Source organism: Streptomyces sp. NPDC007929 (assembly GCF_042959065.1).
Taxonomy (GTDB): domain Bacteria; phylum Actinomycetota; class Actinomycetes; order Streptomycetales; family Streptomycetaceae; genus Streptomyces.
This window is the reverse complement of sequence record NZ_JBIBKD010000002.1, coordinates 851,010-862,621: the sequence shown is the minus strand read 5'-3', so window position 1 is coordinate 862,621 and position 11,612 is coordinate 851,010. Positions and strand designations below refer to the sequence as shown.

The 11,612-nt window shown below is 73.4% G+C and carries 11 protein-coding genes and 1 riboswitch; of the genes, 8 read left to right on the top strand and 3 right to left on the bottom strand.

All coding sequences use genetic code 11. From position 1 onward, the window contains the following. The first annotated feature begins 40 nt into the window (after positions 1-40). Positions 41-685, top strand: a complete 645-nt coding sequence (locus ACFZDE_RS08670) for a TetR family transcriptional regulator (RefSeq protein WP_391198562.1) — start codon at positions 41-43, stop codon at positions 683-685. Positions 686-999: 314 nt separating this feature from the next. Here the strand turns inward: ACFZDE_RS08670 and ACFZDE_RS08665 are convergent, their stop codons facing one another. Both ACFZDE_RS08665 and ACFZDE_RS08660 read right to left on the bottom strand, forming a co-directional pair. Next, positions 1,000-1,233, bottom strand: coding sequence for a 4Fe-4S domain-containing protein (locus ACFZDE_RS08665; RefSeq protein WP_390997437.1), 234 nt, complete (start codon positions 1,231-1,233; stop codon positions 1,000-1,002). A gap of 2 nt (positions 1,234-1,235) precedes the next feature. Next, a complete protein-coding gene (locus tag ACFZDE_RS08660) occupies positions 1,236-2,687 on the bottom strand; it encodes an aldehyde dehydrogenase family protein (protein ID WP_391198559.1) in 1,452 nt (483 codons plus the stop codon). An 86-nt stretch (positions 2,688-2,773) separates the two neighbouring features. Between ACFZDE_RS08660 and ACFZDE_RS08655 the strand changes: the two genes are divergently transcribed. After that, complete coding sequence (locus ACFZDE_RS08655; protein ID WP_391198556.1) at positions 2,774-3,865, top strand: MBL fold metallo-hydrolase; 1,092 nt, start codon at positions 2,774-2,776, stop codon at positions 3,863-3,865. A gap of 131 nt (positions 3,866-3,996) precedes the next feature. Beyond that, on the top strand, positions 3,997-4,902 hold the full coding sequence (locus ACFZDE_RS08650) for a Scr1 family TA system antitoxin-like transcriptional regulator (protein WP_391198554.1): 906 nt from the start codon (positions 3,997-3,999) through the stop codon (positions 4,900-4,902). Between the two features lie 3 nt (positions 4,903-4,905). Here the strand turns inward: ACFZDE_RS08650 and ACFZDE_RS08645 are convergent, their stop codons facing one another. Next, complete coding sequence (locus tag ACFZDE_RS08645; protein ID WP_390997426.1) at positions 4,906-5,703, bottom strand: SAM-dependent methyltransferase; 798 nt, start codon at positions 5,701-5,703, stop codon at positions 4,906-4,908. Between the two features lie 213 nt (positions 5,704-5,916). Next, positions 5,917-5,984, top strand: a riboswitch (cobalamin riboswitch). Positions 5,985-6,121: 137 nt separating this feature from the next. Between ACFZDE_RS08645 and ACFZDE_RS08640 the strand changes: the two genes are divergently transcribed. From ACFZDE_RS08640 to ACFZDE_RS08620, 5 genes are read left to right on the top strand one after another with little or no spacing between them, the layout of a single operon-like run. Further along, entirely contained in the window at positions 6,122-7,333 is a 1,212-nt protein-coding gene (locus ACFZDE_RS08640; RefSeq protein WP_391198553.1) for a prenyltransferase/squalene oxidase repeat-containing protein, read from the top strand. After that, positions 7,330-7,962 carry an SCO2322 family protein gene (locus ACFZDE_RS08635; protein WP_390997420.1) on the top strand — a complete coding sequence of 211 codons (633 nt, stop codon included), beginning with the start codon at positions 7,330-7,332 and terminating at the stop codon, positions 7,960-7,962. The genes ACFZDE_RS08640 and ACFZDE_RS08635 overlap by 4 nt, the downstream gene beginning before the upstream one ends. Further along, on the top strand, positions 7,955-9,073 hold the full coding sequence (locus ACFZDE_RS08630) for a CbiQ family ECF transporter T component (protein WP_391198551.1): 1,119 nt from the start codon (positions 7,955-7,957) through the stop codon (positions 9,071-9,073). The genes ACFZDE_RS08635 and ACFZDE_RS08630 overlap by 8 nt, the downstream gene beginning before the upstream one ends. Next, entirely contained in the window at positions 9,070-10,722 is a 1,653-nt protein-coding gene (locus ACFZDE_RS08625) for an ATP-binding cassette domain-containing protein (RefSeq protein ID WP_391198549.1), read from the top strand. The genes ACFZDE_RS08630 and ACFZDE_RS08625 overlap by 4 nt, the downstream gene beginning before the upstream one ends. Further along, on the top strand, positions 10,719-11,570 hold the full coding sequence (locus ACFZDE_RS08620) for an ECF transporter S component (protein ID WP_391198547.1): 852 nt from the start codon (positions 10,719-10,721) through the stop codon (positions 11,568-11,570). The genes ACFZDE_RS08625 and ACFZDE_RS08620 overlap by 4 nt, the downstream gene beginning before the upstream one ends. Positions 11,571-11,612: the final 42 nt, after the last annotated feature.

The window sequence follows — 11,612 nt, the reverse complement described above, 5'->3', positions numbered from 1 at the left end:
CGGTCACGGAACGGGACCGACCAGCCCCGCGGAAGCCAAGGTGAGCGCCAAGGTGAACAAGCCGGCCAAGGTGGAAGCCAGCGCGGCAGTGCCCGCCTCCCCGCCCCTCACGGAGCGGCAGGAGGCCCGCCGCCGCCGGATCCTGCACACGAGTGCCCAGCTGGCCAGCCGGGGCGGCTTCGACGCCGTGCAGATGCGCGAGGTCGCGGAGTCCTCCCAGGTGGCGCTCGGCACGCTGTACCGCTACTTCCCGTCCAAGATCCATCTGCTGGTCGCCACCATGCAGGACCAGCTGGAGCACATGCACGGCACGCTGCGGAAGAAGCCCCCGCAGGGCGAGACGGCCGCCGAGCGGGTCGCGGAGACGCTGATGCGGGCCTTCCGGGCGTTGCAGCGCGAGCCGCACCTGGCCGACGCGATGGTCAGGGCGCTGACGTTCGCCGACCGCAGTGTGAGCCCGGAGGTCGACCAGGTCTCCCGGCAGACGACGGCGATCATCCTGGACGCGATGGGCCAGGAGAACCCGACCCCGCAGCAGCTCTCGGCGGTCCGGGTCATCGAGCACACCTGGCACTCGGCGCTGATCACCTGGCTCTCGGGGCGCGCCTCGATCGCCCAGGTGAAGATCGACATCGAGACGGTCTGCCGCCTGATCGACCTGACGGCGCCGACCACCCCCGCATAGCCCCCGGGCACGAGAAGGACCTACGAGACGGGTTCCCTTCGCCGGTATGGTCCGGATCAGGTTCTGGGGGTCGCCTTCCGGTCGTCCGGCCTCTCGGCCTCGCGCCCTTCCGGCCTCTCAGCCCTACCGTCGCAGTCGGCACCAGCGGAAGCCGAACTTCACTTCCCGCCGACGTCGGCTACTCCGGTCGGACTCCCTCACTCGTCTCGTAGGCCGACTTCCAGCATAGAACGCCCAAAGCGGAATGAAACCCCCCTCATCGTGATTCTTCGGGCGCCACTCCTCGGATCGGGCGTCACTCCTCGGATCGGGCACTACTCCTCGGGCGGGAAGACCGCCTCCCCGCTGTCCGCCAGCGTGATGGTGATCGCCTCCGTCGGACAGCTCTCCGCCGCCTCCAGCACCCGCTCGTTGGCGTCCATGTCGGGAGCGGCGGGGCGGGACTGCCGGGCGGCGTCCAGACGGAAGCCGTCCGGCGCGTGGTGGAGGCACTGCGCGGAGCCGATGCACAGGGAGCGGTCGACCTCGACGTGCCAGCGGTCGCCCATGGCTACGCGTCCGCCGGGAGGTGGATCATCTTGTGCTCCAGGTACGCGCCGTACCCCTCGGGCCCGAACTCCCGCCCCAGACCCGAGTTCTTGTAGCCGCCGAAGGGGCCGAGCATGTCCAGGCTGAAGGTGTTGACGGAGTAGGTGCCGGTGCGGACCTGCCGGGCGATGTCGATGCCGTGCTCGACGTCCGCGGTCCAGACGCTGCCGCTCAGCCCGTAGTCGGAGTCGTTGGCGATCTTCACGGCGTCGGACTCGTCGTCGTAGGGCAGCAGGCAGATGACGGGGCCGAAGATCTCCTCGCGGGCGATGCGCATGGAGTTGTGGACGTGGCCGAAGAGGGTCGGTTCGACGTACCAGCCGCGTTCCAGACCGGCCGGGCGTCCACCGCCGGTCAGGATCTTGGCGCCCTCCTCCTGCCCGATGCGGATGTAGTCGAGGCTGCGCCGCTGCTGGCGCCGGGCGACCAGCGGGCCGACCTGGGTGGCCGAGTCCAGCGGGTCGCCGACCGTCAGGGCGCCCGCGGCGGCGGCGAGGGCGTCGGCGAACTCGTCGTAGCGGGAGCGCGGCAGGAGGACGCGGGTCTGGGCGACGCAGGCCTGGCCGTTGTTCATCCAGGCCGCGGGGGCGATGCCCGCGACGGCAGTCTCCAGGTCCGCGTCGGGCAGGACGACGGCCGCGGACTTGCCGCCCAGCTCCAGCGTCACGCGGGTGAGGTTGCGGGCGGCGACCTCCATCACGCGCTTGCCGGCCGCGACCGACCCGGTGAAGGAGACCTTGTCGACGCCGGGGTGCCCGACCAGGTACTCGCTGACCTCCCGGTCGGCGGGCAGGATCGACAGCACCCCCTCGGGCAGCCCGGCCTCGCGGGCGATCTCGCCGAGCAGGTAGGCGTCGAGCGGGGACTCGGGCGACGGCTTGAGGACGACCGTGCAGCCGGTGAGCAGCGCGGGGGCGAGTTTGGCGGCGGCGACGAACTGCGGGACGTTCCAGGGGACCACGGCGGCCACGACCCCGACGGGCTCGCGCCGCACCAGGATCCGGCCCAGGACGCCGTCGCGCCGCTCCTCGTGGGTGAAGTTCCGGGCGACGGTGATCGCCGAGTCCCAGACCATCACCGCGCCGAGGGCCTGGGCGAGGACGCTCCAGGAGTACGGCGAGCCGTTCTGGGCGGAGATCACACGGGCGATCTCGTCGTGCCGGACCGCGATGGCGTCCTTGATCCGGCTCACGACCTCGATGCGCTCGTCGAGGCTCATGCGCGGCCAGGGCCCCTCGTCGAACGCTCGGCGGGCCGCCGCCACGGCCCGGTCCACGTCCGCCGTCGAGGCGTGCGGGACGCGCCCGATGACCTCCTCGGTGTGCGGTGAGATCACCTCGATGACGTCCTGGCCCAGGGGATCCATCAACTCCCCGCCGATGAACAGCTGTCCGTGTTCCACGAGCTCGGTCATGGCCGACTGCCTTCGCATCTGACGGTGTTTCAGAAACTGATACCAGTTCTCGCTATAGTGGGCAATGGCCGTGGGACGGAGGGCAGATGACAGACAGCCAGGGCCGCGAGCCCGCACCGGCGGTGTGCGACCACGGCGGCGGCGTGCGCTCCCTGCGCGTACCCATCCCGGACAACCCGCTCGGCCACACCCTGGTCTATGTCGTCGACACCGACCGCGGCCCGGTGCTGGTCGACACCGGCTGGGACGACCCGGAGTCCTGGGACACCCTCACCGAGGGCCTCACCGCCTGCGGCACCTCCGTCGCCGAGATCCACGGCGTGGTCATCACCCACCACCATCCGGACCACCACGGCCTGTCCGGCCGGGTCCGGGAGGCGTCGGGCGCCTGGATCGCCATGCACGCGGCGGACACCGCGGTCGTACGGCGGACCCGGGAGGCCCGTCCCGAGCGCTGGTTCACGTACATGGCGGCCAAGCTCACCGCCGCCGGTGCGCCCGAGGAGCACCTCGCGCCCCTGCGGCAGCCCTCCCGCCGCACCCTGCCCGGCTTCTCCCCGGCCCTGCCCGACCGCGACATCGTCCCCGGCGACCTCCTGCCCCTGCCCGGCCGCAGACTGCGCGCGATCTGGACCCCGGGGCACACCCCGGGCCACGTCTGCCTGCACCTGGAGGAGGACCATCCGGCCGGGCTCCCCGGCCGGGGCCGTCTGTTCTCCGGCGACCACCTGCTGCCCGGGATCACCCCGCACATCGGCCTCTACGAGGACCCCGACGCCCATGGGGGTGCCCCCTATTCGGGCGAAGCCGAGAGCTCGGGGGAGGTCACCGACCCCCTCGGCGACTACCTCGACTCCCTGGAGCGCGTCGGCCGGCTGGCCCCCGCCGAGGTCCTCCCGGCCCACCAGCACCCCTTCTCCGGCACCGCCGCCCGCGTACGGGAGTTGCTCACCCACCACGAGTCCCGACTGACCGGCCTGCTGGCCCTGCTCGCCGAGCCCCTCACCCCCTGGCAGCTCGCCGAGCGCATGGAGTGGAACCGCCCCTGGGCCGAGATCCCCTACGGCTCGCGCACCATCGCCGTCTCGGAGGCCGAGGCGCATCTGCGGCGCCTGGTGAAGCTGGGCCGGGCGGAGGCGGTGCCGGGCAGCGAGCCGGTGACGTACCTGGCGGTGTGAGAGGACCACGGGTGCTGACCCGACCGGGCACTGCGAGGACCCGGCCGAATGTGCCCGCGGCATCGGGCTCTTGACGCCGCCGAGCGCCCCTAGGATGGTCGGAAGCAACGCTCGCACCGGGAGAGATGCCCATGGGCACCGAAGAGGCCGCACGCACGACGACCGGCAGCGGGGCCCTGGACGGCGGGTGCGCCGGGCCCATGGTGCCGCGCCTCGCCCTGGGGGCCCGGCTGCGCGCACTGCGGGAGGAACGGGGCATCACCCGGGCGGACGCGGGGCACGTCATCCGCGCCTCCTCCTCCAAGATCAGCCGCATGGAGGCCGGCCGCCACGGCTTCAAACTGCGCGACGTCGCCGATCTGCTCACCCTCTACGGCCTCACGGACGAGGCCGAGCGCGCCACCCTGATGGCGCTGGCCGCACAGGCCAACACCCCCGCCTGGTGGCGCTCCTACAACGATGTCGTGCCCGCCTGGACGCAGACGTATCTCGGCGCCGAGCAGGCGGCGAGCCTCATCCGCTGCTTCCGGGTGCAGCGCGTGCCCGGGCTGTTGCAGACCGCCGACTACGCCCGGGCCGCCGTGCGGCTCGTGCACCCGGACGCCGGTGCGGCCGAGCTCGACCGCCGGGTCGCCCTGCGGATGGCCCGCCAGCGGATCCTGCACCGGCAACCGGCGACCCGGTTGTGGGCGGTGATCGACGAGGCGGCGCTGCGCCGCCCGGTGGGCGGCATCGCCGTCATGCGGGACCAGCTCAGGCATCTCATCGAGGTCTGCGGGCTCCCGAACGTGACCGTGCAGATCCTGCCGTTCGCCGCCGGTGCGCACGCCGCGGAGGGCGGTCCGGTCACCATTCTGCGGCTGCCCGGCGGGCAGTTGCCCGACGTGGTCTACCTGGAGCAGCTCACCGGAGCCCTCTACCCCGACCGGCCTGCCGAGATCGAGTGCTACTGGGACGCCATGAACCGGCTGGTGGTCGAAGCCGAGTCGCCGGACGAGACTCCGACCATCCTGCACCGCATCCTTCAGGAGACCTGAGGGTCAGCTCTTGCGGGCGACGCCGCCGTACTGGTGCACCTCCGCGGGCAGGCCCAGGGCGGCGGCGTCGGGGCGCCAGCGCGAGCAGGAGGCCACGCCCGGGTCGAGCAGCTCCAGGCCGTCGAAGTAGCGCGCGAGCTGCTCGGGGCTGCGCAGGATGTACGGGACCGAGCCGCCGTCGTTGTACTGCTGGATGGCCCGGACGTAGTCCTCGCTGGTGTCGGTGGAGTCGTACTGCACGAGGTAGCTGCCCGAGGGCAGGGCGTCCACCAGCTGCCGCACGATCGAGCGGGCCTCGTCGTGGTCCTCGATGTGCCCGAGGATGCCCATCAGCATGAGGGCGACGGGCCGGTCGAAGTCGAGCGTCCTGCCGGCCTCCCGGACGATGGCGGCGGGGTCGCGCAGGTCGGCGTCGACGTAGTTGGTGACGCCCTCCGGGGTGCTGGTGAGCAGGGCGCGGGCGTGGGCCAGCACCAGCGGGTCGTTGTCGACGTAGACGATCCGGCTGTCCGGGGCCACCCGCTGGGCGATCTGGTGGGTGTTGTCCACGTTGGGCAGGCCGGTGCCGATGTCCAGGAACTGGCGGATGCCCTCCTCGGCGGCGAGGTGGCGCACGGCGCGGGCGAGGAAGTAGCGGGCGGCACGGGCACCGGTCTCGATCCCGGGGAAGGCCTCACGGAACGCGTCACCGGCCACCCGGTCGACCTCGTAGTTGTCCTTCCCGCCCAGCCAGTAGTTCCAGATCCGGGCCGAGTGCGGCACCGAGGTGTCGATCTTGGGGAACGGCTCCTGCTCGGTCATGGACACTCCTGCGGTGTGTGGTCGAGGAGACCCCACGTTAGCCGGTCGGCGCCCCGAAGAGGATCAACTCCGGTACGGCACCCGGGAGTTCCTCAGAACTGCCGCGGTCGCCTCTCTCGCCGGACCGGCGGCCTCGCACCGTGGGGCGCCGGTGCCCTCGGCCCGATTCCTACGGGCGGGTACAGTGAGCGGGTCGTCATCACACCGTACGGGGGGAAGCCGGTGCAATTCCGGCGCTGACCCGCAACCGTGAACCGTCCAGCGAGGCGGTGAGCCGGATCGCTTCGTACGGTTTCGTGACCGGCTCACGTGCCCGGCAGCCTGCCGGTGCGCGGCACCGTCGAGGTATACGGAGCCGAGCCGCCGGGGGGTGCCCCGTGCTGCCCGGCTCCCCCACAGGGAGAGGCACCCGCCGATCATGAACGTCCGCCGCAGCGCAGCGGTCCTGGCCGCCGTCGCCGTGATCGGCGCCGCCACCCCGGCCGCCGCCGACCCGTCCCCGTCGCCCTCCCAGGCGTTCCCGTCCGCCCTGTACGGCGACTCGGACCCGAAGTACGACGGCGTCTGGCGCCAGTCGCTCGCCCTGCTCGCCCAGGACACCGTGGGCGTGAAGCCGGCGGAGAAGTCCGTGCGGTGGCTGACGCGGCAGCAGTGCGCGGACGGCGGCTTCGCCTCCTACCGCGCCGACCCCACGGCCGCGTGCGACGCCAAGACCATGCTCGACACCAACGCCACGTCGGCCGCCGTGCAGGCGCTCAGCGCGCTCGGCGGGCACGACGACGTCACCGGCAAGGCCGTCGGCTGGCTGAAGTCCGTGCAGAACAAGGACGGCGGCTGGGGCTACTCGCCCGGCGGGGCCAGCGACACCAACTCGACGTCGGTCGTCGTGGGCGCGCTCGCCGCCGCGGGCGAGAAGCCGGACCAGGTCGTCAAGGACGGCAAGTCCCCCTACGACGCGCTGCTGAAGCTCGCCCTGCCCTGCGGCGGGGACGACGACGGCGCCTTCGCGTACCAGCCGGACAAGAAGGGCGAGCTCACCGCCAACGCGGACGCCACGGCGGCCGGTGTGCTGGGCTCCCTGGGCCGCGGCCTGGTCGTCGAGCCCGGCAAGACGTCCGACGCGACCTGCGCGAAGGCCCAGACGCCCGAGCAGGCCGCGGCCAACGGGGCCGCCTACCTCACCGCCGCGCTCGCCAAGGACGACGGGCATCTCATGTCCGCCCTGGCCGGTGCCGAGCCGCAGCCCGACTACGGCAACACCGCCGACGCGGTCGTCGCGCTCGCCGCGCAGGGCGCCACCGCGCAGGCGGAGAAGTCCGTGCGCTGGCTGGAGAAGAACTCCGCGGCCTGGGCCGAGCAGAACGGTCCGGCCGCCTACGCCCAGCTGATCTTCGCCGCCCACGCCACGGGCACGAACCCGCGCGACTTCGGCGGCGCGGACCTCGTCAAGCAGCTGGGCGCCACGGGCCCGGCCCCGCAGGCGGCGGAGAAGACCAAGGCCGCGGACGAGAAGAAGGAGGACTCCGGCTCGGACTTCTTCGGCGTCTGGTGGTACGTCGGCGTCTGCCTCGTCGCCGGTATCGGCATCGGCTTCCTGTTCACCGGCCGCAAGAGGAAGCAGCAGCCGTGATCCGCCGGGCCCTTCTCCTGCTCCTGGCCTCGCTCCTGCTGTGCGCGGGCGCGGGCCAGGCGCAGGCCGCCGGTTACCGGTACTGGTCGTTCTGGGAGCGCGACAGCGGACGCTGGGTCTACGCCACCCAGGGCCCGTCCCTGGTCCGCCCCTCGGACGGTGACGTCCAGGGCTTCCGTTTCGCGGTGAGCGAGGACTCCGGGGACGCGGCCCGGCCGCGCGGCGAGGCAGACTTCGCGGCGATCTGCGCGAAGACGCCGGCGCAGGACGGCCGCAAGCGGGTGGCCCTGGTCCTGGACTTCGGCACCGCCTCGGACGCCCCCGAGGGCGAGACCCCGCCCGCCGCCCGCACGGCCTGCGCCCGGGTCTCCCCCGACGCGACGACGGCCGAGGCCCTGGCAGCGGTGGCCAAGCCGCTGCGCTACGACACCAACGCCCTGCTGTGCGCGATCGCGGGCTATCCGCGGCAGGGCTGTGGCGAACAGATCTCCCGGAAGCAGCAGGAGAAGCCGGCGGCGGGGAAGAACTCCGCTTCGGACGACGGCCCGTCCCTGGGCCTGGTCACGGGCATCGCCGTGGTGGTGCTCCTGGGCGGCGCGGCGATCTGGCAGGTACGGCGGCGTGGCTAGGGCCACCCGACACGACGGCGTGGCCGGTCCCACCCGACGCGGCCGCCGGGCCCAACTGCACCCCGGGGCCTGGTGGCTCTGGGCGCTGGGGCTCGGCACGGCGGCCACCCGCACCACCAACCCCCTGCTCCTCGCCCTGCTCATCACGGTCTCCGCCTACGTCGTGGCCACCCGCCGCCCCGACACCCCGTGGTCCCGCTCCTACGGCGCCTTCGTGAAGCTCGCCCTCGCGGTGATCGTCATCCGGCTGCTCTTCGCGATCGTCCTGGGCTCCCCGATCCCGGGCACGCACACCCTGCTCACCCTGCCCGAAGTCCCGCTCCCCGCCTGGGCCCAGGGCATCCGGCTCGGCGGCGCGGTGACCGCGGAGGCCCTCACCTTCGCCCTGTACGACGGTCTGCGGCTGGCCACCCTGCTGATCTGCGTCGGCGCCGCGAACGCCCTCGCCAACCCCTCCCGTCTCCTGAAGTCCCTGCCGGGCGCCCTGTACGAGATGGGCGTCGCGGTTGTCGTCGCCCTCACCTTCGCCCCGAACCTCATCGCCGACGTCCAGCGGCTGCGCGCCGCCCGCAGGCTGCGCGGCCGTCCGGACAAGGGCCTGAGGGGCCTGCTGCAGGTGGGACTCCCGGTCCTGGAGGGCGCGCTGGAGCGTTCGGTGTCCCTCGCCGCCGCGATGGACGCCCGCGGCTACGGCCGTACCGCCGAGGTCCCGCCCGCCGTACGGCGGACCACCGCCGCGCTCACCCTCGGCGGTCTGCTCGGTGTCTGCGCGGGAACGTACGGCCTGCTCACGGCCGAGGGCGCCACCTACGGCTTTCCGCTGCTGCTCGCGGGTCTGGCCGCCGCCCTGGCGGGTCTCAAACTCGGCGGACGCCGCTCGCCGCGCACCCGGTACCGCCCGGACCGCTGGGACGTGCGCGCCTGGCTGGTCGTCGCCTCGGGCGTCGCGGTCGCGGCCCTGCTCGCCCTCGCCGCGGCCCGCGACCCCGCTGCCCTGCACCCCGGCGTGGTCCCCCTGGTCGCCCCCACCCTCCCCCTCTGGCCGGCCGCTGCCGTACTGCTCGGCCTGCTGCCCGCGTTCGTGGCCCCCGATCCCAAGGAGCCGTCGTGATCCGCTTCGAGGATGTCTCCGTGACGTACGACGGGGCTCCCGGACCCACCGTCCAGGGCATCGACTTCGAGGTCCCGGAGGGCGAACTCGTCCTGCTGGCCGGTCCGTCCGGTGTCGGCAAGTCCACGGTCCTGGGCGCGGTCAGCGGGCTCGTGCCGCACTTCACCGGCGGCACCCTGCGCGGCCGGGTCACGGTCGCGGGCCGCGACACCCGCACCCACAAGCCGCGCGAGCTGGCCGACGTGGTGGGCACGGTCGGCCAGGACCCGCTGTCCCACTTCGTCACCGACACCGTCGAGGACGAGCTGGCCTACGGCATGGAGTCGCTGGGCCTCGCCCCGGACGTGATGCGCCGCCGCGTCGAGGAGACGCTGGACCTGCTGGGTCTGGCCGGTCTGCGCGACCGGCCGATCGCCACGCTCTCCGGCGGCCAGCAGCAGCGCGTCGCGATCGGCTCGGTCCTCACCCCGCACCCGAGCGTGCTCGTCCTGGACGAGCCGACCTCGGCGCTCGACCCGGCAGCCGCCGAGGAGGTGCTGGCGGTCCTCCAGCGGCTCGTCCACGACCTCGGCACGACCGTCCTCATGGCCGAACACCGTCTGGAACGCGTCATCCAGTACGCCGACCAGGTCGTCCTGCTCCCGTCCCCGGGGGCGCCCCCGGTCCTGGGTGACCCGGCCGAGGTGATGGCCGTGTCCCCGGTGTACCCCCCGGTGGTGGCCCTGGGCCGCCTGGCGGGCTGGTCCCCCCTGCCCCTGACGGTCCGCGACGCCCGCCGCAGGGCAGCGCATCTCAAGCAACAGCTGGAGCACCCGCCTCAGGGGCGCGGGGAACCGCGCGATCAGCCACCGACAACCCGCACCCGCGAACGCCCCGCACAGCCCACCCCCGTAGGCGAAGTACAGACCCTCTCGGTCACCCGCGCCCGCGTCCAGGCCCTGCACGACGTCACCCTCACCATCACCCCCGGCGAGACGATCGCCCTCATGGGCAGAAACGGCGCCGGAAAGTCCACCCTCCTCAACTCCCTGGTAGGCCTGGTCAAACCCACCTCCGGAACCGTGCGAGCCGGCGGCGAGACCCCCCACCGCACCACCCCGAAAGACCTCGTCCGCAAGGTCGGCCTCGTCCCGCAGGAGCCCCGCGACCTGCTCTACGCCGACACCGTCGCCGCCGAGTGCGCCGCGGCCGACCAGGACGCCGGAGCCGACCCCGGCACCTGCCGGGCCCTGGTCACCGAGCTGCTGCCCGGCGTCACCGACGACACCCACCCCCGGGACCTGTCGGAGGGGCAGCGGCTCGCGCTCGCCCTGGCCGTGGTGCTGACGGCCCGCCCCCCGCTGCTCCTGCTGGACGAGCCGACCCGGGGCCTGGACTACGCGGCGAAGGCCCGGCTGGTGACGGTGCTGCGCGCGCTGGCCGCCGAGGGGCACGCCATCGTCCTGGCCACGCACGACGTGGAACTCGCCGCCGAGCTGGCGCACCGGGTGGTGCTGCTGGCCGAGGGCGAGGTGATCGCGGACGGCCCGACGGCGGACGTCGTCGTGTCCTCACCCTCCTTCGCCCCGCAGGTCACCAAGATCCTGGCGCCCCAGCACTGGCTCACGGTCGCCCAGGTCCGCGCGGCGCTGGAGGGGACCGGCCGATGAGTCTCCAGGCGACCACCACCCGCCCGACCGCGCAGCGCCAGGCCCGGGCCGTACGGCTCGGCCCCCGCTCCATCGCCGCGCTGGCCCTGGTCAGCGCGGTGGGCGTGGCGGGCTTCGGCTGGCCCTTCCTCGCCCCGCCCACCTCGCGGATCAGTGCGCACGCGCAGGACGCGCCCTGGCTCTTCGCGGGCGTGCTGGTGCTGCTGGTGGCGGTCGTGGCAGCGGCGATCTCGGAGTCCGGTCTGGGCCCGAAGGCGGTCGCGATGCTCGGCGTGCTGGCCGCGACCGGAGCGGCGCTGCGGCCGATCGGCGCCGGTACGGCCGGGATCGAGCCGATGTTCTTCCTGATGGTGCTGAGCGGCCGGGTGCTGGGCCCGGGCTTCGGGTTCGTGCTCGGCTCGGTGACGATGTTCGCGTCGGCGCTGCTCACGGGCGGGGTGGGGCCGTGGCTGCCGTTCCAGATGCTGGCGATGGGCTGGTTCGCGATGGGCGCGGGGCTGCTGCCGGGCCCGGACCGGCTGCGCGGCGGGGGCGAGCGCGTGCTGCTCGCCTGTTACGGCTTCCTCGCCGCGTTCGCCTACGGCACGGTGATGAACATGGCGGGCTGGCCGTTCATGAGCGCCCTCGCCTCGACCGTGGCCTTCGACCCGCAGGCCACGGTCGGCGCGAACCTGGCCCGCTTCGTCGCGTACTGCCTGGCCACGTCGCTGGGCTGGGACCTGGGCCGGGCCGTCGTCACGGTCGTCCTGACCCTCACCCTAGGTCCGGCGGTGCTCAGGGCGCTGCGCCGGGCCACGCGCCGGGCGGCCTTCGAGACGCCGGTCACGTTCGACGTCGCCGAGAAGTGAGGCCGCCCACGTGACTCAGGTCACATACGAAGCGGGGCCGTA